A 20,442-nucleotide genomic window follows, 5' to 3' on the forward strand; every position below is an offset into this window, starting at 1 on the left:
GGCTCAGCGCCCGTCCAGCACGAACACGCCGTGCGCGATCGGCGCGTCCACCACCGCGTGCGCCCAGCGGATGTCGCTGACCAGCGCGCCGCCGTAGTACAGCCGTACCCGTCCCGGCTGCTGGAACCGGGGCTGCGGCACCATGTAGAAGTCGCTGTAGATGCGTTCGTGCCAACCGCGCGGCGTGGCGAAACCGACCTTGCGCACGGTGTGGTCGGCCTGGTCGATCCAGAACATCGTGCTGGCGCCGCTCGGGTCGGCGACGCGGATCGTCCAGGCCGCGCGGCCCTCGACCTGGTCGTCGGCCATGCGCGTCAGCACGAACCCGTCGTCGAGCGCGAAGCGGATGATGCCGAAGCCGAAGTTCTCGCTCCATTCGCGCGAGGCCTCGGCCTGCTCCACCTTGCCCTTGTCGTTCCAGGTGTCCTTGCCGTCGTAGCTGATCTGGTACAGCGTGGCATCGCCATTGCGCGCGTCGAGCCGGAACTTGCCGTTGGCGCCATGCGCGGCCTGGTTCCAGGCCGGGAACTCGCGCCACATCTCGTAGTGCGACACCTCCCTGCGGCTGGCGGCGGTGCCGTCGGCGTACAGCACGGCGGTCCCGGTCAAGTGCAGGGTGCGCGGGCGTTTCCAGCTGTCGCCGCCCGCGGCGGCGTGGGCCATCTGCACGATCCGGCGCGCATCCAGCGGTTCCTCGGCGGCAACGCCGGCGGCCAGCGACAGGCCGCACAGCAGGGCGAACAACGGCAACAACATGCGCTTCATTCTGTCTCTCCTCTATCGGATGGAGTCGGCTGGAACGGCGGCCTGCACCACGCCGGCCGCCTGCAACACGGCGAAGGCGCTGCCATCGATCGCGAGCACTTCGTCCAGTACCTGCGCGGTGTGCTGCCCCAGCACCGGCGCCGCCTGCGCGTAGCGCAACGGCGTGGCCGAGAAGCGCAACGGATTGCGCACCATCGGCACCGTGCCGCCGCCGGCGTGCGGCAGGTCGATGCGCAGGCCGCGCGCCTGCACCTGCGCGTCGTCGAATACCTGGTCGATGCGGTTGACCGGGCTGGCCGGCACCACCGCCTTCTCCAGCGCGTCCAGCCACTGCGCGGCAGGACGCGTGCGCAACCGCTGCTGCAGCAGCGGCACCAGTTCGGCGCGGTGCGCCACGCGCGCGGCATTGCTGGCATAACGCGGATCGGCCGCCAGCCCTGGCTCGCCGATCACCTCGCACAGGCGCGCGAACTGGGCGTCGTTGCCCACGGCGAGCATGAAATGGCCGTCGGCCGCCGGCATCACCTGGTACGGCACGATGTTCGGATGCGCGGTGCCCTGCCGGTCCGGCACGACGCCGCCGACCAGCCAGTTCGAGGCCTGGTTGGCCAGCCACGCCACCTGCGTGTCCAGCAGCGCCAGGTCGATGTGCTGGCCCTGGCCGCTGCGTTCGGCATGGCGCAGCGCGGCCAGGATCGCGGTGGCGGCGTACATGCCGGTCATCAGGTCGGTCGCGGCCACGCCCACCTTCTGCGGGCCGCCGCCGGGCGCGTCGTCCGGCTCGCCGGTCACGCTCATCAGGCCGCCGACGGCCTGGATCGCCGCGTCGTAGCCGGCGCGCTGCGCGTACGGCCCGTCCTGGCCGTAGCCGGTGATCGAGCAGTACACCAGCGCCGGGTTGACCGCGCGCAGGCTGGCGTAGTCCAGCCCGTATTTCGCCAGCCCGCCGACCTTGTAGTTCTCCACCAGCACTTGGCAGCGCGCGGCCAGCGCGCGGATCAGCGCCTGCCCTTCCGGCCGGGTGAAGTCGATGGCGACCGAGCGCTTGCCGCGGTTGGCGCACAGGTAATACGCCGACTCGGCGGTGTCGTTGCCGTCGGCATCCTTCAGGAACGGCGGTCCCCAGCCGCGGGTGTCGTCGCCCATGCCGGGGCGCTCGATCTTGATCACTTCGGCGCCGAAGTCGGCCAGCACCTGGGTGGCCCACGGCCCGGCCAGGATGCGCGACAGGTCAAGCACGCGTACGCCGTCGAGCAGGTTCATCGCGGCCACCATGCGGCGCAGGCGGCGGGGATCGCCGGTTGCCAGGCCATCGCCTGCTGCAAGGCCTCGGCCAGCGCGATCAGGGTGTATTCCTCGCCGATGCCGGCGACCAGTTGCATGCCCACCGGCAGTTCGCCGGCGGCCACCGGCAGCGGCAGCGACAGCGCCGGATGGCCAGACATGTTGGCGTAGGCGGTGAGGTCGGCCTGGCTGGCCGGCACCGGGGTGCCGAAGGCGAAGGCGCGCTGCGGCGCGGTCGGCATCGCCAGCACGTCGCATCGCGCCAGCCACTGCTGCAGCTGGACCTGGGCGCGGTCCACCAACTGCGAGGCCGCGGCCAGTTCGGCCGCGCTGCGGCCCTCGGCCCAGCCCATCAGCTTGGCCAGCAGCGGCGAGAAGCGGCTGCGGTCGCCGGCCCAGTCTCCGGCGTGTTCGACCAGCAGCTCGGCCTCGCATAGCAGCAGCCCGGCGCGCCGCGCGCAGCCGGAAGCGAAGGCCGGCGCCGGCAGCGGCTGCAGCCGGTGGCCGAGCGCGGACAGCAGGTGCAGCCCTTCGTCGAACGCGGCCTGCACGTCAGCGTCGATCCCGGCGGCGTCGCCGAAATCGACCACGCCGATGCGCAGCGGCCCTTCGCGCGGCGGCGCGAACGCGATGCCGCGCGACTGCGCGCAATCCGGGTCGTAGCCGGCCATGGCCGGCAGCAGCAGGCGCAGGTCGCGCGCCGACCGCGCCAGCGGCCCGACGTGGTCCAGCCGCCGGCACAGCGCAACCGTGCCGCGGGTGCTGACCGCGCCCCAGCTCGGCTTCAGGCCGACCACGCCGCAATAGCTGGCGGGTATGCGCACCGAGCCCATGGTGTCGGTACCCAGTGCCGCCGCGCACAGCCCGGCGGCCACCGCCGCGCCGCTGCCGCCGCTGGAGCCCCCGGGCGTGAAGCCGGGGCGATGCGGGTTGTGGCAGGCGCCGTAGAACGGGTTGTCGTTGTCCGCGCCCATCGCCGCTTCGTGCATGTTGAGCTTGCCGACGATGACCGCGCCGGCGCGGCGCAGGCCGGCCACCGCCGGGCTGTCCGCCAGCGCCGGGGCGGCGCCGCGGCGCGTCTGCATGCCGGCGGTGGTGGCCATGCCGGCCACGTCGATGTTGTCCTTCACCGCGACCGGCAGGCCTTCCAGCGCACGCGCCTTGCCGGCGCGGCGGCGCGCGTCCGCCTCGGCTGCGGCGGCGAGCGCGGCGCGCGCATCGACATGGAGGTAGCTGTTGATCGCCGCCTGGCTGGCGTCGATCGCCGCCAGCTGCTGCCCCACCAGCTCGACGCAGCTTACGGCGCCGGACGCCAGCAGCGACGCCTGCGCGGTCAGGTCGCGTCCCAGGAGTTGCGCATCGGCCTTGCCCACGCGATCGTCCTCAGCCGAACCGCTTGTCGATCAGGCGCACCGGCTTCTGCCGCACCTCGATCCCGGTCAGCGGCGCCAGCGCGCCCGGCGCGGCCAGCACCACGCCCATCTCCACGCCCAGCTTCTGCCGCAGCAGCGCGGCGAACTCGGCGGCCAGCGCTTCATCGTCGAGCACGCCGCGCGTTTCCACGTGCACGGCAAGGTCGTCGCGGCCGGCGTCGTCGCGGCTGGCGATGCAGATGAACTCGCCGGCGAAGGCGGCGTGTTCCTCCAGCACCGGCGCCATCGCCTGCGGGAACACGTTGATGCCGCGGATCTTGACCATGTTGTCGCTGCGGCCGAGGAAGCCCTCGATGCGGCGCAGGTTCAGGCCCAGCGACGAGGGCGTGGTCAGCACCCGGGTCACGTCGTGGGTGTTGAAGCGAATGATCGGGTAGATGTCGTCCTTGTACAGGCAGGTGACCACCATGTCGCCTGCCTCGCCGTCGGCCACCGGCGCGCCGCTGTCCACGTCGAGGATCTCCACGTACTGCGCGTCCTCCATCAGGTACAGGCCGTCCTGGTCCGGGCCCTGGCCGGCGATCGCGCCGGTGTCGCCGACGCCGTACCAGTCGTACAGCTGCGCGCCGCCCCAGGCCGCCGACAGCGACTCGCGCGACTCGCGCCCGAGGTGGCCGCAGATCATGCGCACGGGGATGTCACGGCCCGGCTCCAGACCGTTCTCGCGCGCCACGTCGGCCAGCTTCTTGATGTAGTCGGCGAAACCGACGATCACCGTGGCGCCCATGTTCTTCATCAGCTGCACCTGCTGCGCCGAGCGCATCTCGATGCCGGTGCCGGCCGAGCAGAACAGCGCCTGGGTGAAGTGGGTGACCGCCTCGCGCACGTAGTGGCCGCCGTTGATCATGCCGTGGCCGTAGACCGAGTGCACGACGTCGCCGGCCTGCATGCCGTGCCAGCGGTAAAGGCGCGCCAGCAGCAGATTCTGCACTTCGCGCGAATGCGGCGAGAACACCAGCGGCTGCGGCCGGCCGGTGGTGCCGGAGGTGGTGTGGAACACCAGCGGCCGGTCGCCGGCGGCGGTGCCGTCGCGCCAGCCGTGGAAGTCGCCCAGCGGCGGGCACGCTTCGACCGAGGCCATGATCTCGTGCTTGCCGAACACCGGCAGTTTGGTGATGTCGTCCAGGCTGCGGATGTCGCCCGGCGCGATGCCGGCCGCGCCCCACAGCCGCTGGTAGAACGGGATCTGCCAGGCGCGGGCGACGCAGCGCAGGAACATCGCATCCTGCTCGGCGCGCAGCTGCGCGCGGCTGATGCGTTTGAACTTGTCGGTGAAGGCCTGGTCCAGCGGAAACTGGCGCAGCAGTTCCTTCACGTCGAACGATTCGAAATAGGTCGGGTGGGTCATGGCGTCTCGACGATCAGCAGGTCGACCAGCCGGCGCACATCGTCGATGTCCTGCAGCTGGTCGAAGTGGGAAATCAGGGCGGCACGGCGCGCGGCATCGAACGGACGCGCGGCGTGGTCAAGGCAGTGGTGGAACTTCTCCAGTTGCTGCTCCCGCGACAGCGGCCGCTGCGGCGAACCGATGGCGGCGTCGCGGTGGGCGCGCAGGACGCGGCCGTCGCGCAGGGTCAGTACCAGCGACTGCGGCACCAGCGCATTGGGGTCCTCGCAGTCGTTCGGCACCAGGGTCACGCGGGCGGCGAACGCGGCCAGGCGCGGGTCGGCGAGCCGGTCGGCGGTGTAGGCCGACAACCCGACGCGGCCGTCGAGCAGCACGGTGCCGAGCAGGAACGGCAGGCACAGCCGCGCATAGCTGGTTTCCATGCCGGCCATGTACGGGCGCCCGACCAGGCGCCGCACCAGCGGCGGCGCCTGCAGTTCGATCGCGGACACCTCGTCCAGGCCCAGCGCGTGGCGCTGGCGCAGCTCCATCAGCATGTCCTGCGCGGCGTGCGCGGCGCCGCCGGTGGGAAACGCCTTGTGGCTGACATCCAGGATCTGCGCCTGGTGCGCGGCCAGGCTGCGCAGCGCCGGGCCGGTATCGAACCCACCCTCGATCAGCGGCAGGTAGCCGAAGGGGCCTTCGAGCACCTCGCGCGGCGCGGGAAACCCGTTGCGCGCCAGTTCCCAGCAGCTGAGCACCGCGCGGGCGTTGAGCGCGACCTGCAGGGCCAGCGCCGGCGAACCTTCCACGTGCGCCTGCATCGTGCCGGACAGGTGGCTGTAGGTCAGGCCGAGCATGCGCCGCTGCAGCGTTTCGTCGGCGCCATGCAGGTGCGCGATGCCCAGGGCCGCGCCCAGCGCGCCGCACATGGCCGGACGGAAGAAGCGCATCGGCGACCGCGCGCAGATGCCCAGCAGGGTGGCGACGTCCACCGCGACGTTGAGCGCGGCGATCAGCGCGCGGCCGTCGCTGGCCTGGCCTTCGATGTTGCCGCGCCGTTCGGCGGCGGCGACCAGCGAGGCCATGATCACCGCCATCGGATGCACCACCGCGGGCATGTGCACGCAGTCGAATTCCTGGTTGTGGATCTGGTAGCCGTTGAGCATGGCCGCGCTCGCCGCCGGCAGCATCTGCCCGGTGACCCAGGCGCGTGCGCCCTGGCCGCTGCCGTAGGCGGCGATGCTCTGGCGCACCGTTGCGGTCAGCGGCACCTGCGGGCCGGAGCCGGACAGCCCCACCGCCAGCGAGTCCATCGCGAACGTGCGCGTGGCCGCCACCGCTTCCGGCGCCAGGTCCTCGTAGCGCAGCGTGCGCGCGTGCCGCAGCAGGGCCTCGGTCAATCGCATGGGTCCACCCTCGCCAGCACCGTGTCCAGGCTTTCCAGACTGCCGCCGTCGGCGAGCGCCCGCACCTGTCCGAAGAGGGATTGCGCCAGTCCGGCGGATGTGCCGCCCCAGCGCGCCAGTTCCACCGCCTTGGCGACGATCTCGTCGGCCTGCATGGGACATTCCGGATCGCCCCAGGCGTCGATGCGGTCGGCGTCCACGCACCGCCCGTCGGCCAGCCGCAGCCGCACCCGCGCGCCGTAGTGCGCGGGGAAGCGTGCACTGCACGCGGCGTCCTCGGCCAGCACGATGCGTCCACGCCACGCGGCCACTTCGGCGTCGCTGCAGGCCTCGGCGGTGTAATGCGCCAGCTGCGGGCGGCCATGCACCACGATCGAAGCCAGCGCATGCTGCAGGCTGAACTTGGCCTGTGCCTCGTCCGCGGGTTCCGGCCGGTCGCAGAAGCGCAGGGCTTCTGCGTAGGTGTGCAGTTCCACCGCCTCGACCCGCGCGCCGGCCGGCAGCCGCGCCAGCGCATCGCGCATCGCGTCGATCGCCGGATGCGCGTGGCGGCAGGCCGGCCAGGGTTTCAGGCTGGTGTCGTGGATCAGCCAGTCGTCCGCGGCGGCGACCACCGCGGACGGATCGGCGTCGGGCGCAGTCGCGGCGAACAGGCCCTGTTCCCCTTCCAGGATGCGGCGCGGGCCGCGCACGCCGGCCAGGGCCAGCCGCGCCGCCAGCCAGCCGCCGCGCGCGGCCTCGGCGTTGTGCAGCGACTTGGTCGGCACCGGCTCATGGCGCATCTGCCACAGCCCGCCGGTGCGGCTGCCGGCCGTGCCCAGCGCATCGGCGAGCGCGGCGTCGTCCAGGCGCAGGATCGAAGCGGCCGCCGCCGCGGCGCCGAACGCACCCGCCGTCGAGGTCGGATGCCAATAACGGTAGTGGCCGCGGCCCAGCGCGCGGCCGATGCGGATGGTGGCTTCATAGCCCCGGACCACCGCATCGAGCAGCGCGGCGCCATCGGCGCCCGCGCACTGCGCGGTGGCCAGCGCGACCGGGATCACCACCGGCCCGGGATGCAGGATCGCGCCGCGGTGCACGTCGTCCATCTCCAGCACGTTGCCGAGCGCGGCGTTCAGCAGCAGGGCGTCCCCGGCATCGCGCCGGCCCACCCCGAGCGCGCGCGCGCGGCCGGCCGGTTGCGCGCGCACCAGCGTGCGCAGCTGCGCCGCCAGCGGATGGCGCGACGCGCCGAGCGCGCAGCCCAGCCAGTCGACCATCAGCAGCGCCGCACGCTGGCGCGCCCGCGCGTCCACCGGTTGCCGCAGGCGCCGGGCGAGCTGTTCGGTGAGGCTGGCGGAGGAAACGGGCATCGCGCTGCGGTTCGACTCGGCGGTGGAGGATCGGTACTGGCGCTGCTGCATGCGTGACGCGGGCCGGCGTCCGCAGCATAGCCCAATTTGTCCGGACATATCATATGATCCGTTTTCCGCACGCCGCAATCCTCGCCCATGCCCAGACCACTGGATGCCGACACCTTCCTCGACCTGCTCGCGCAGGGGCCGGAGGTCTTCGCTCCGGGCTGCGCCGGCCATTCGCTGCTGTTCGAGCGCTGGCTGCGCATGGCGCCGGAACGCTGCGCCGGACTGCGCTTCACCGGCGTGCACATCCCCACCGTCAATACCTTCGATTTCGCCGCGCTGCATCCGCTGGCGCGGCAGCGCACCCTGTTCCTCAGCGCCGACCTGCGCGCCTCCTGGCTCGATGGCCGCGTCGACTACCTGCCGATCACCTATACCGCCGCGTGGCACTGGCTGGGCGAGACGGCATTCGACACGGTGCTGGTCCAGGTGGCCCCGCCCGACGACGACGGCAACTGCTCCTTCGGCGTGGCCTGTGATTTCACCCCGGCGGTGTGGCCGCGCGCCCGGCGCGTGCTGGCCCACATCAATCCGCGCATGCCGCGCACCCGCGGCCCGTCGATCCCGCTGGCGCGCATCGACGCGGCCATCGAACAGGACACGCCGCTGCTCGAAGCCGCCGACCCGCCCGCCGACGCCGCGCTCGATGGCGTGGCGGCGAACCTGGCGCGGCTGGTCGACGATGGCGCGACGCTGCAGCTGGGGCTCGGGCGCCTGCAATCGGCGGTGCTGCGCGCGGTGCGAGGGCGCCGCAACCTGCGCATCCACAGCGGCATGGTCTCCGACGGTCTGCTCGGCCTGCTCGACTCCGGCGCGCTGTCGGCGGCGCCCGATGCGGTGGTGGCCGGCGTGGCGCTGGGCACGCAGGCGCTGTACGACGCGGTGCCGCGCGCGGTGCGCTTCCGCGAGGTCGGCCATACCCACGACCGCGCCGTGCTCGGCGTGATTCCCCGCCTGACCGCGATCAACAGCGCGCTGTCGGTCGACCTGCTCGGCCAGGTCAACGGCGAATTCCTGTCCGGCCGCCAGCTCAGCGGGGTCGGCGGCCTGCCGGATTTCCTGCAGGGCGCTCGCCAATCGCCCGGCGGACGCGGCATCATTGCGCTTCCGGCGGCCACCCCGAAGGGCGAAAGCCGGATCGTGCCGGTGCTCCCCGCCGGTCCGGTCAGCGTTGCCCGCGTCGATGCCGACTGCATCGTCAGCGAACACGGCATCGCCGACCTGCGCCACCTCGACGTCCATGCCCGTGCCCGCGCGCTGATCGCCATCGCGGCGCCGGAACACCGGCAATCGTTGGAACGCAGCTGGCACGATCTCTCGCTCAGGCTATGAACAAGGACCCGTACACATGACCGGTATGCGCCGCAGCAAACCCCGCTACGCCGAGCTGGGCGACCTGCTGCAGGCCGCCATCGAGAAGGGCGAATACCCCGTCGGCACGCTGCTGCCCACCGAACTGGAACTGTGCGAACGCTTCGAGGTCAGCCGCCATACCGCGCGCGCGGCGCTGGCGCAGCTGATCGCCGCCGGACTGGTGCAGCGCCGTCCGGGCGCCGGCACCCGGGTGATCGCGCAGAGCGCGGCGATGCGCTACGAACACGAGGTCGACACCGTCGACACGCTGATGCAGTACGGCAACACCACGCGCCTGAAGATCGTCGAGACCGGGCGCGTGCTGGCCGACGCGGCGACGGCGCAGCGGCTGGAGATCCGCGAGGGCAAGGAATACCTGCGCCTGCGCGGCCTGCGCCTGGAGGAACCGGCGCGGCTGGCGGTCGCGGTGACCGAGATGCTGGTGCCGGTGCGCACCGGCGTTCCCGTCGCCAAGCTGCTGGATGCGGCCAGCACCGCGCGCACCGTGGCCAGCTTCCTGGATCCGGCGCGGCTGTCGCGGGTCGAGCAGGTGTTCGATGCGGCGTCCTTCGACGCCGACGACGCCAGGCTGCTGGAGATCCGCAGGAGCGAACCGGCGATGCGCGTGCAGCGCCGCTACCGCGACGCTAGCGGCCGCCTGCTGATGCTGGCCACCAGCCTGCATCCGCCAGGCCGCTTCGCCTACTCCATGGTGCTTTCGCGCAACCACCGGCAGTAGGGCGCGAAGGCAGCCGCAGGGCCCGGTAGGAGCGGCTTCAGCCGCGAACGCTCTTGCAGCATTGAAAGGAAGCAAAGCTTTCGCGGCTGAAGCCGCTCCTACAGAAAATCCAGGAAATCCAGGGAATCGGGCGCGTCGTGGCCGGCGCCGGGCTCAGCGCGCCAGCACGCCGGGATTCATCAGTCCCTTCGGGTCCAGTTGCGCCTTGATCGCGTCCAGCAGGGCCAGCGCGGCCGGATCGCGGCCTTCGCGATAGCGGTAGAACTTGCCGATCTGGAAGTTGACCGCGCCTTCGGCGCGCATGACCCCGGCGATGGCGTGCTTGAGCGCGTCGGCGACGGCGCGGGCCTCGGGGTTGTCCTGCGGGCAGCCGATGCGGGCGCGGTGCGCGGCGTCGACGGTGCGCTGGTGGAAGGCGTTGTGCGAGTCCGGCCAGTAGAGGCACGGCTCGATCAGCACGGCCTGCGCGCCGATGGTGGTCATCAGGGTGCCGACGAACAGGCCATGCCGCTGCATGGCCTCCTTCTCCCGCGCGAACAGCGCCTGCAGCGCATCGAACAGGCGCACGGCTGCCGAGTGCGGGACGATGCCGTGCACCGGCGCCCAGCGTTCGCCGGACGGGCCCAGCATCGCGTTCTTCGCCGCGAACGGATTGGCCGCCATCACCCTGGGCACGCTGTTCTCCACCGCATGCCCGAGCCCGGCCACCGCGCGCCGCGCCGCATCCACGCGCGCGGCGAGTTCGGCGGCCGAATCGCCTTCCACGGTGACGTGCAGGCTGAACATGTCCGGGTCGAGGAAGCGGCGTCCCTTGGCGGCCAGGCGCAGGCCCTCGAACAGCCCGCCCTTGCGGATGACGTTGCCCAGTGCCCTGGCATCGGCGCCGAGGCCGGCGCGGCGCATGCGCACCTGCGCCAGGCCCGGATCGAACGCCGCCACCTCCGAAGGCAGGCCGGCGCGCGCCAGTGCCGCCATCGCACCCAGCAGCGGCGCGGGCTGCGCAAACTGCCACGACAGGTAGTCGATATGCGCCGACCGGGGCAGCAGCCGCAAGGTGGCGCGGGTCTTGATCCCGAGCAGGCCGCAGTCGCCCAGGAACAGCCCGGTCAGGTCGGGGCCGTGCCAGCGGAAGAACGGCGCGGTGCCGGCCGCGGCCGAGCCGGTACGCAGCCGTTCGCCGCGGGCGGTGACCACCTCCAGCCCCAGCACCGTCTCGGCGGAACTGCCGTGGCGGCCGGAGCCGTGGAACGTGCTGCCCTGCGCCAGGGTGCCGCCGACGGTGGCATGCGAGCCGGACATCGGGCCGAAGTACGGCGTGCGCACGCCGCGGGCATCCAGCGCCCGGCGCAGGTTTTCCCAGGTGACGCCGGCCTCGACCACGACGTAGGCGTCCTCGACGTTGATCTCGACGATGCGGTCCAGACCGCCGGTATCCACCAGCACGCTCGGCTGGCGCGCGGCCAGGTAGCCGCCGGTGTAGCTCATGCCGCCGCCGCGCGGCACCACCGCGATGCCGGCCTCGACCAGCGTCCCGACCGCCTCGGCCAGTTGCCCGGCGTCGGTGGGGCGCAGCGCCGCCAGCAGCGGCTGCCCCTGCGCGTAGACGTCGGTGGCCAGGTAGGCCAGCTGCGCGGGGTCGGTGATCAACCCCGCGCCGGGCGGCAGTCTCGGCGCGACGGCCTGCAGGAGCGGATCATGCAGGCCGTCCATCGCTTCAGAACGCGTTGATGCCGGTCAGTTCGCGGCCGATCACCAGCTGGTGCACGGTCTCGGTGCCTTCGTACGTGATCACCGATTCCAGGTTCAGCGCATGGCGGATGGCGCCGTGCTCGGTGGTGATGCCGGCGCCGCCGAGCAGGTCGCGGCACTCGCGGGCGATGTCGATGGCCAGGCGGCAGTTGTTCCACTTGGCCAGCGACACCTGCTGCGGCTGCATCTGCCCGGCGTCCTTCAGGCGGCCGAGCTGCAGCACCAGCAGCTGGCCGGCGGTGATGCGGCGGGCCATGTCGGCCATCTTGATCTGCGCGCTCTGGGTGGCGGCGACCGGGCGGCCGAACAGGATGCGCTCCTTGGTGTAGGCCAGCACCTCGTCCAGGCAGGCGATGGCCGCGCCCAGCGGGCCCCAGGTGATGCCGTAGCGGGCCTGGGTCAGGCAGCCCAGCGGGCCCTTGAGCCCCTTCACGTTGGGCAGGCGGTTGGCGTCGGGCACGCGCACGTTGTCGAAGAACAGCGCGCCGGTCACCGAGGCGCGCAGGCTCATCTTGTGCTTGATCTCCTGCGCGGTGAAACCCGGGGTGCCCTTCTCGATCACGAAGCCCTGCACGCCGTCGTCGGTATTGGCCCAGACGATGGCGATGTCGGCCACCGAGCCGTTGGTGATCCACATCTTGGAGCCGTTGATGACCCAGTCGCCGCCGTCCTTCACCGCGCGGGTCTTCATGCTGGCCGGATCGGAGCCGCCGTGCGCCTCGGTCAGGCCGAAGCAGCCGATGACCTTGCCGCGCGACATGTCCGGCAGCCAGCGCATGCGCTGCTCTTCCGAGCCGTAGGCGTAGATCGGGTACATGCACAGCGAGCTCTGCACCGAGACGAAGCTGCGCAGGCCCGAGTCGCCGCGCTCCAGCTCCTGGCAGATCAGGCCGTAGCTCACGCCGTTGAGGCCGGCGCCGCCGTACTGCTCCGGCAGCGAGCTGCCGAGCAGGCCCATGTCGGCGATCTCGGGGATCAGCTCGGTCGGGAAGCGGCCCTGGTCGAAGCAGTCGCCGATGATCGGCAGCACCCGCTCGTCGGTGAAACGGGCGACGGAATCCTGCACGGCACGCTCTTCCTCGCTCAGCAGCGAACGCACGTCGAACAGGTCGTAGGGGTTGAGGGTCTTCAAAGTCATTGCTGTCTCGGAAAGCTGCCGTCACGGCCGGGAAGGTGAACGAATAAGGTAGTCCATTCAGGCCGAAAGGATTGCTGCGGCCGCACGTTCGCCGGCTCTGACCGCCGCTTCCATGCCCGGGGCCTGCAGTTCGGTCTGTTCGCCGGCGAAGTGGATCCGGCCGGAAACCGCCGCGTTCCAGCGCAGGGTGGAGGCGAAATGGCCGGGGGCGATTTCCGAATAGGCGCCATCGGCCAGCGGATCGCTGCCCCAGCTGCGGGTTTCCAGCGGCTGCAGCGCGCCGCGCGCGGCCGGCCGCAACCGTTCCAGCGCGGCGATCGCCCAGGCCAGGCGCGCATCGCGGTCCAGCCGGTCGGCCTGGTGCGCCGCCGCGCCGTTGAGCCACAGGACCAGGCGGTCCTCTCCCGCGGCGCCGCCGGGGACCGCGAACAGGCGCTGCAGCGGGCCATCGCCCCACAGCGACGAGGGCAGGCCGTCCTCCTCCCAGAAGCGGCGGGTCGCGCGCAGGTGGACCGTGGTGACGGCGTTGTAGCGGCGCCCGGCCCATACCTGCCGCTGCGCCGGCGGCGGCGCCGGATCGATGGCGATGCGGGCCAGCGGACCGCTGGGCAGCGCCATCACCAGGTGCGGCGCGGCGAAACGGCGGCCATCGGCGCAATGGACCTCCACGCCCTGCGGCGCGGCCTCGACCCGGGTGACCAGCGCGCCGAGCACCGGCGGCCGCGCCAGGCCGGCGGCCATCGCCTCCGGCAGGGCCTGGCTGCCGCCCTGCACCCAGCCGGTCCCCTGTACGCCGAAACGGCGCAGCGCATCGCGGCGCAGCGCGTCCAGCGCGCTGATCGCGTGCACCGAGGAAAAACTGCTGCCGATATCCATCCAGGCGATCGCCTGCGGCGACCAGCCCTTGCTGGCCAGGTAGTCCGACAGGGGAACGTCCAGTGCCGCGTTGTCCGGGTCCTGCCAGCTGTCCTCGGCCGCCAGTCCCGCCATGCCCAGCGCGGCCGGCAGCAGCATCGGCGGCAGCAGGCCACGTTCCCTGCCCTGCAGGATGTTGTGCGGGCTGCGCTCCCACTCGGTGGCGCGCACCAGGGTGTCGCCGAGCACCAGCCCCAGGTCGGCCGGGCGCGGCAGCGCCACCGCCGGCGGCACGATGTCCACGCCGACCCGCTGCGCGTGCGCGCGCACCCTGGCGTAGCCGGTGCCGACCTCGACCCCGCCGACCTCGAACCGCAGGCCGTCGCGCTCCACGGTATGCAGGCGGCCGCCGACGCGCGGGTTCGCCTCCAGCACGGTGACGCGCGCGCCGCCGGCTTCCAGCGCATGCGCCGCGGCCAGCCCGGACAGGCCGGCGCCCACCACGATCACGTCGGCAGGCGCGGCCGCGGCCACGCCCGCCGGCCGCAGCGCCGCCAGCAGGGTCGCGCCCATCGCTCCGCTCAGAAGCCTTCTCCTGTTCACTGCATCCCGCTCCAGGTGGGGAGCCCGTCCCGGTGTGCGACGGGACGGGCCGGACCGGTCAGAACCGGTAGTTCACCTCGACGCCGAACATGCGCGGCATCGGCGCGCTGATGCCGAAATCGCGCTGCTGGACGGAGCTGTAGCCGGTCGCCGGGGCGGCGTTGGGCACCATGATCCGCGGCGCGGTGAAGCTCAGGTAGCGCAGGCCGCCCTGCGGCGTGTCGTCGTCGAACACGTTGGTCACGTACGCGCTGATCCGCCACGATTCGTTCGGGGTCAGGCTCAGGCGCAGGTTGCTCAGCGTGGAGGCGCCGAACTTGGCCAGGTTGTGCACCTGGATGTAGCGCGCGCCCTCGTAGGTGGTGTCCCAGTTGGCGTCGTAGCCCCAGCCGTTGGACAGCTCGCCGGCGTAGGCCAGGCCCACGGTCAGCTTGTTGCGCGGCACGAACGGCGATTTGTGCCCGGCCACGTTGGCCAGCGGGCTGCTGGCGTTCGGGTTCGGGTTGGACGCGTCGGACAGCAGGTCGGCCTGGTCGGCCGAATAGAACTTCTGGATCTCCGAGTCGGTGAAGGCATACACCACCGAGGCCAGCCAGCCCGGCGCGAACGCCCACTGTCCTTCCAGCTCGAAGCCGCGGATGCGGGTCTCGCCGACGTTGACGGTGTAGGTGTTCACGTAGGGCGTGCCGTTGCGCTGGTACGCCGTGCCGGACACGGTCAGGCCCTGGTTCTCCCAGTCGATCTGGTACACGTTGGCGTTCAGGCGCAGGGTGTTGTCCAGCCAGTCGCTCTTGATGCCCAGCTCGTAGTTGGTGACTTCTTCCTCGTGCACCTTGTTCAGGCCCTGCGCGATCAGGTCGGCGCTGGCCTGGTCGGTCAGGCGGGCGTCGTAGGCGAAGGTGTTGAAGCCGCCGGGCTTGTTGCCCTTGGACACCAGGCCGAACAGGTTGACGTTCTCGGTGGCCTGGTAGCTCAGGGTCCAGCGCGGGGTGAAGCTGTAGTACTTGGCCGAAGCGGTGTAGTTGCGGGTATAGGCGATGCCGCTGACCACCGCCGAATTGGAACCGTTGAGGCTCAGTTCGTCCTCGGCGTAGCGCGCTTCCAGCGAGGTCGTCCACTTGTCGTTGATGTGCCAGCGCAGCTGGCCGTACACGGCGCGGTTGACGGTCTTGTTGCCCGGGTCGGATGGCACCGGCACGCCGGTGCCCAGGTCGCCGGTGTAACCGGGCAGGCCCTCGGCCTGGTAGTAGTACGCGCCGATCAGGCCGGCCAGGTCGCGCTCCTGGTCGCTGCTCAGACGCAGGCCCTGCGACCAGTCCTTGGAGCGGTTCAGGCCGAAGGTCTGCAGCGCGCCCGGCACGGTGATGTTGACCGGGCCGGCCGGGACGATGAGCGCCGGGACCGCGTCGTAGCTCTGGTCCAGCGCGCTGTAGCGTTCCTGGCGGTTGATGCCGGTGATGGCGCTGAGCAGCCAGCCGTTGTCGAAGTTGTAGTCGATCTTGACGCTGGTGCGGGTGGCGTCGCTCTTGAGCCCCGGCATCAGCCCCTTGGCCAGGAAGCCGTCGGTGTAGATGCGCCACTCCTCCGGCAGCGGCAGGGTGCCGCAGTAATAGCCCTTGGTGCGCGAGACCATGTAGTTGGGCGGGTCGTTCGGGTTCGGCGTGGGCGTGGGCAGGTAGCAGTTGTTCTTGTCCGAGCCGATCAGCGTGATCGCCACGTGTTCGTCGCGCGTCTTCTGCCGGCTCACGCGCGCGACGATGTCCAGGTTGTCGGTCGGCGACCAGGCGATGGCGCCCATGGCGCTCAGCGTCTCGCTGCCGCCGAGGTCCTTGCGGCCGGACGCGGCGTTGTAGAACAGGCTGTCGTTGCCGCGCTTGTTGACGCTGGCCTCGTAGCCGAAGCGGCCGTCCTCGGTACCGCCGGAGTAGTAGATGCCCAGCTTCTCCTGGCCGTGGTTGCCTGCGCCCAGGGTCAGCTTGCCGCCCGGCGCGCTGCCGGGACGGCGGGTGATGTAGTTGACCGCGCCGGCGAAGGTGCTGCGGCCGAAGGCGGCGGCCTGCGGGCCGCGCAGCACCTCGACCTGGGCGATGTTCTCCAGGCCGAAGCTGGACATGTCGCCGTTGACGTAGATGCCGTCGATGAACAGCGAGGCATTGGTGTTGATGTCGTTGGAGGCCGGCGGCGACATGTTGGACATGCCGCGGATCACCGGCGCGTCCTGGTAGCGGCCGAAGGTGGACCGGAACGAGAAGCCCGGGGTCATGTTGGCCACGTCGCGCAGGTCGACCAGCCCGCGGCGCTCGATGGCCTCCTCGGAAATGGCGGTGACCGGCAGCGGCGTCTTCTGCAGCGTTTCGCGGATGCCGCGCGCGGTCACCTCCACCGAGTCGAGCTGGGTGACGCTGGGCGAGGCCGCCTGCCCCTGGTCGCCGGCCGGCTCGGCGCCGGTGTCGGCGGCGGCCGCGGGACCGGCCGCCAGCAGCAGGGCCAGTGCGATGGAAGCGCAGAGCTGATCGGGTTTTGCGTGCTTCATGGTTTCGTTTTCCCGGCTGGGGGCGGCAGGCGGGAGAGCGCGCCGCCGCGATGGAAGAGTGGGACGGTTACTGCCTCAATCCTTGGCGGCGGGCTTGTGCTTCAGGTCCCGGTAGTAGGTCCAACTGGTGACATTGGGCTGCGTCCAGGCCGCCGGGGCCTTGGCGTACTGCGGGTAGCGCGTGCGCACGCGCTCGCGGATGTCCTGCGGCAGGTCGTCGAGCGAATCGAGCTTGGCGCCCTGCGCCACGTACAGCAGGCCGCCGGGACGCTGGCCCAGTTCCATCCACGGCAGCCAGGGACCGGTGCGCGTCCAGCTGTAGTCCAGCGGCACGCTCTTCAGCGCCGGGTTCTCCATGTCCTTGCGCGAGGCGAAGAACATGAAGTGCTCCGAGCCGGCATAGACCGGCCCTGAGGATTCCAGCGGGAACGCATCGGGCTGCAGCGGGTTGGGATAGGACAGCGGGATGTTCAGGGTGAGCATCAGGCGGTCGCCCGCCTTCATCCACGGCAGCGCCATCGGCGGGCGGCCCGGCGGGTTGAACGCCTGGTTCACCGGATCGTTGGCGACGTCGACCACGGTGTTGCGCTTGCCGCTGATCGGGTTGTCCCAGCTTTCCAGGATCTGCCCGGTCTTGAGGTCGCGGTAGAAGGTCAGCTCGCGCGAGAGCATGCGCCAGGTGCCGTCGGCCTGCTTCTCCGAGCGGCAGATGTTGTAGCCCTCGAAGCCCATCAGCGGGACCGGCGCCTTGCCGGTCTCCTGCTGGAACAAGGTGCCCTTCCACCACGCCACCACGTCCTGCGACGGGTCCAGCGAGCAGCGCAGCTTCATCATCGATTCGGCGGCGTCGGCGGCCGCGTCGATGTCCAGGGCCGCGGCATGGACCGGGAGCATCGCGGCGGCCAGCACCGGCAGGCCCCACCCCTTCTTCGCGACTGCCAGCAAACGGGAAACGTTGTTCACGTACCACCTCTCGTTGGATTGCCTTCGATGCATCGGGCGCTGCATCGTGGTGTGCCGATGCGGCGGCGGTGGCACCGCCACCAATGACATATGGGTATAACAATAGATCTTAAATGTCCAGACATTTGAACTGGAATTTCACATTTCCCGCCCCCGCGTCCGGCTGGCGCGGAAATACGCTGCTGCGCGAAGCGCCGGCGTCCGCAAAGTGATGCGATGCACAACCGCCGTGCGCGTGCGGACGCCGCCGCGCACGGCACTTTGCGGCGCCTATTTCTTCGCCGCGAACGTCTGGTCCAGGCTGCGCTCGAACGCGTGGTAGCCGATGCGCTCGTACAGCTCCTCGCGGGTCTGCATGGTGTCCACCACGTTGCGCTGGTGGCCGTCGCGGCGGATCGCGGTGTAGACGTTCTCGGCGGCCTTGTTCATCGCGCGGAACGCCGACAGCGGGTAGATGCACATCGCCACGCCGGCCGAGGCCAGTTCCTCGGTCGAGAACAGCGGCGTCTGCCCGAACTCGGTGAGGTTGGACAGCAGCGGCACGTCGCCGACCGCCGCGGCGAAGCGCCGGTAGGTGTCCAGATCGTACGAGGCTTCGGCGAACACGCCGTCGGCGCCGGCCTCGACGCAGGCGATGGCGCGCTCGATGGCCGCGTCCACGCCTTCCATCTGGATCGCGTCGGTGCGCGCGATCAGGAAGAAGTCCGGATCGGTCTTGGCATCGGCGGCGGCCTTCACCCGGTCGACCATCTCGGCCTTGGAGACGATCTCCTTGTTCGGGCGGTGGCCGCAGCGCTTGGCGCCGACCTGGTCCTCGATGTGGCAGGCGGCGGCGCCGGCCTTGATCAGCGACTTGACCGTGCGCGCGATGTTGAACGAACTGGGGCCGAAGCCGGTGTCGATGTCCGACAGCAGCGGCAGGTCGCAGACGTCGGTGATGCGGCGGATGTCGGTGAGCACGTCGTCCAGGGTGGCGATGCCCAGGTCCGGCAGGCCCAGCGAGCCGGCCGCGACGCCGCCGCCGGACAGGTAGATGGCGCGGAAGCCGGCGCGTTTGGCCAGCAGCGCGTGGTTGGCGTTGATCGTGCCGGGAATCTGCAGCGGCCGTTCCTGCTTCAATGCGGCGCGGAAACGGGCGCCGGGACTGGCAATGCTCATCGGTGTTCCTCTGTGGTTGGGCGATGTCCGAGGGACCTCACATCGCCGGGTAGTTGGGCCCGCCGCCACCCTGCGGGGTGACCCACACGATGTTCTGGGTCGGGTCCTTGATGTCGCAGGTCTTGCAGTGCACGCAGTTCTGCGCGTTGATCTGCAGCCGGGTGTCGCTGCCCTGGCCGACGAACTCGTACACGCCTGCCGGGCAGTAGCGCGCCTCCGGCCCGGCGTATTCGGCCAGGTTGATGCGCACCGGCACCGTCGGGTCCTTCAGCGTCAGGTGGCTGGGCTGGTCTTCCTCGTGGTTGGTCGAGGACAGGAACACCGAGCTGAGCCGATCGAAGGTCAGCACGTTGTCCGGCTTGGGGTAGTCGATCTTCGTGTGCCTGCTCGCCGGTTCCAGGCATTCGTGGTCGGCCTTGGCGCGGTGGAGCGTCCACGGCGCGGTGCGCAGGCCCAGCTTGGGCAGCAACCACTGCTCGATGCCGGTCATCAGCGTGGCCAGGGTGCGGCCCTTCTTGAACCACTGCTTGAAGTTCTTGGACTGCAGCAGCTCGGCCTTCAGCCAGCTGGCCTCGAAGGCTTCCGGGTAAGCACTCAGTTCATCGCGCGAGCGCCCGGCCGCCAATGCCTCGAACGCCGCCTCGGCGGCCAGCATGCCGGTCTTGATCGCCGCATGGCTGCCCTTGATGCGGCTGACGTTGAGGTAGCCGGCCTCGCAGCCGACCAGCGCGCCGCCCGGGAACACCGTCTTGGGCAGCGACAGGATGCCGCCGGCGGTGATCGCGCGTGCGCCATAGGCGATGCGCTTGCCGCCTTCCAGGTGCCTGCGGATCGCCGGGTGGGTCTTGAAGCGCTGGAACTCCTCGAACGGGCTCAGCCACGGGTTCTTGTAGTCCAGCCCGACCACATAGCCGATGGAGACCTTGCCGCCGTCGGCGTGGTACAGGAACGCGCCACCGTAGGTGTCGTCGTCCAGCGGCCAGCCGGCGGCGTGCACCACCAGGCCCGGCTCGTGCCTGGCCGGGTCGATCTGCCACAGCTCCTTGATGCCGATGCCGTAGGACTGCGGGTCCTTGCCTTCGTCGAGCCTGAAGCGGGAGATCAGCTGGCGGCCGAGGTGGCCGCGCGAGCCTTCGGCGAAGATCGTGTACCTGGCGTGCAGCTCCATGCCGCGCTCGTAGTTCGGGCCGGGGGTGCCGTCCTTGTGGATGCCCATGTCGCCGGTGGCCACGCCCATCACCGCGCCGGCGTCGTCGTACAGCACCTCGGCGGCGGCAAAGCCGGGGAAGATGGCCACTTCCAGCGCCTCGGCCTGCTGCGCCAGCCAGCGCGTGACCTCGCCCAGGTTGACGATGTAGTTGCCGTGGTTCTGGAAGCACCCGGGCAGCAGCCAGTTGGGGGTGGCCTTGGCGCCGGTGGCGTCCAGGAACAGGAATTCGTCGCGGGTGACGGCCTGCTTCAGCGGCGCGCCCTTTTCCTGCCAGTCGGGGAACAGCTCGCTCAATGCGCGCGGGTCCATCACCGCGCCGGAGAGGATGTGCGCGCCCGGCTCGGAGCCCTTCTCCAGCACGCACACCGACAGTTCTTGCCCCTTCTCCATCGCCAGCTGGCGCAGGCGGATGGCCGTAGCCAGGCCGGCCGGGCCGGCGCCCACGATCACCACGTCGAACTCCATCGCTTCGCGCGGCGGAAGGGCTGGGGAAACGTCGGTGGTCATGCGGATCTCCTGGGTG

General features: G+C 71.0%; 15 protein-coding genes. 2 read left to right on the forward strand and 13 right to left on the reverse strand.

The genetic code is table 11. The features are described 5' to 3' along the window. Positions 1–3: 3 nt before the first annotated feature. From CQ393_RS11830 to CQ393_RS18080, 6 genes are read right to left on the reverse strand one after another with little or no spacing between them, the layout of a single operon-like run. Positions 4–765 carry a hypothetical protein gene (locus CQ393_RS11830; protein ID WP_153191753.1) on the reverse strand — a complete coding sequence of 254 codons (762 nt, stop codon included), beginning with the start codon at positions 763–765 and terminating at the stop codon, positions 4–6. Between the two features lie 12 nt (positions 766–777). After that, the gene (locus CQ393_RS11835) at positions 778–2,028 is read right to left on the reverse strand and encodes a CaiB/BaiF CoA-transferase family protein (protein WP_228114500.1); all 1,251 of its coding nucleotides are present in this window, start codon (positions 2,026–2,028) and stop codon (positions 778–780) included. Beyond that, entirely contained in the window at positions 2,025–3,422 is a 1,398-nt protein-coding gene (locus CQ393_RS11840) for an amidase (RefSeq protein WP_153191755.1), read from the reverse strand. The genes CQ393_RS11835 and CQ393_RS11840 overlap by 4 nt, the downstream gene beginning before the upstream one ends. Positions 3,423–3,432: 10 nt before the next feature. Continuing rightward, a complete protein-coding gene (locus CQ393_RS11845; RefSeq protein WP_153191756.1) occupies positions 3,433–4,830 on the reverse strand; it encodes an AMP-binding protein in 1,398 nt (465 codons plus the stop codon). Continuing rightward, complete coding sequence (locus CQ393_RS11850; protein ID WP_194269659.1) at positions 4,827–6,218, reverse strand: MmgE/PrpD family protein; 1,392 nt, start codon at positions 6,216–6,218, stop codon at positions 4,827–4,829. Before CQ393_RS11850 ends, CQ393_RS11845 begins: the two co-directional genes overlap by 4 nt. Next, the gene (locus CQ393_RS18080) at positions 6,209–7,570 is read right to left on the reverse strand and encodes an MmgE/PrpD family protein (protein WP_194269660.1); all 1,362 of its coding nucleotides are present in this window, start codon (positions 7,568–7,570) and stop codon (positions 6,209–6,211) included. The genes CQ393_RS11850 and CQ393_RS18080 overlap by 10 nt, the downstream gene beginning before the upstream one ends. A gap of 138 nt (positions 7,571–7,708) precedes the next feature. On the opposite strand from CQ393_RS18080, the gene CQ393_RS11860 reads away from it, so the two are divergent. Beyond that, positions 7,709–8,950, forward strand: a complete 1,242-nt coding sequence (locus tag CQ393_RS11860; protein ID WP_153191758.1) for an acetyl-CoA hydrolase/transferase C-terminal domain-containing protein — start codon at positions 7,709–7,711, stop codon at positions 8,948–8,950. Between the two features lie 16 nt (positions 8,951–8,966). Next, positions 8,967–9,710, forward strand: coding sequence for a GntR family transcriptional regulator (locus tag CQ393_RS11865; RefSeq protein WP_153191759.1), 744 nt, complete (start codon positions 8,967–8,969; stop codon positions 9,708–9,710). 153 nt (positions 9,711–9,863) lie between these two features. Here CQ393_RS11865 and CQ393_RS11870 read toward each other — a convergent pair whose 3' ends face one another. The 7 genes from CQ393_RS11870 to CQ393_RS11900 form a co-directional block, all read right to left on the reverse strand. Continuing rightward, positions 9,864–11,420 carry an FAD-binding oxidoreductase gene (locus CQ393_RS11870; RefSeq protein ID WP_153191760.1) on the reverse strand — a complete coding sequence of 519 codons (1,557 nt, stop codon included), beginning with the start codon at positions 11,418–11,420 and terminating at the stop codon, positions 9,864–9,866. Positions 11,421–11,424: 4 nt separating this feature from the next. Then, entirely contained in the window at positions 11,425–12,597 is a 1,173-nt protein-coding gene (locus CQ393_RS11875) for an acyl-CoA dehydrogenase family protein (RefSeq protein WP_153191761.1), read from the reverse strand. 57 nt (positions 12,598–12,654) lie between these two features. Next, positions 12,655–14,025 (reverse strand): NAD(P)/FAD-dependent oxidoreductase, encoded by a 1,371-nt coding sequence (locus CQ393_RS11880; RefSeq protein ID WP_153191762.1) that lies wholly within the window; start codon positions 14,023–14,025, stop codon positions 12,655–12,657. Between the two features lie 88 nt (positions 14,026–14,113). Continuing rightward, a complete protein-coding gene (locus CQ393_RS11885) occupies positions 14,114–16,588 on the reverse strand; it encodes a TonB-dependent receptor (protein ID WP_153191763.1) in 2,475 nt (824 codons plus the stop codon). A 75-nt stretch (positions 16,589–16,663) separates the two neighbouring features. Then, on the reverse strand, positions 16,664–17,551 hold the full coding sequence (locus CQ393_RS11890; RefSeq protein ID WP_194269661.1) for a DUF1838 family protein: 888 nt from the start codon (positions 17,549–17,551) through the stop codon (positions 16,664–16,666). A 270-nt stretch (positions 17,552–17,821) separates the two neighbouring features. Then, the gene (prpB, locus tag CQ393_RS11895) at positions 17,822–18,709 is read right to left on the reverse strand and encodes a methylisocitrate lyase (protein WP_153191765.1); all 888 of its coding nucleotides are present in this window, start codon (positions 18,707–18,709) and stop codon (positions 17,822–17,824) included. A gap of 37 nt (positions 18,710–18,746) precedes the next feature. Further along, positions 18,747–20,426 (reverse strand): electron transfer flavoprotein-ubiquinone oxidoreductase, encoded by a 1,680-nt coding sequence (locus tag CQ393_RS11900; protein WP_153191766.1) that lies wholly within the window; start codon positions 20,424–20,426, stop codon positions 18,747–18,749. Positions 20,427–20,442: the final 16 nt, after the last annotated feature.

This window comes from Stenotrophomonas sp. MYb238 (genome assembly GCF_009496535.1).
Taxonomy (GTDB): domain Bacteria; phylum Pseudomonadota; class Gammaproteobacteria; order Xanthomonadales; family Xanthomonadaceae; genus Stenotrophomonas.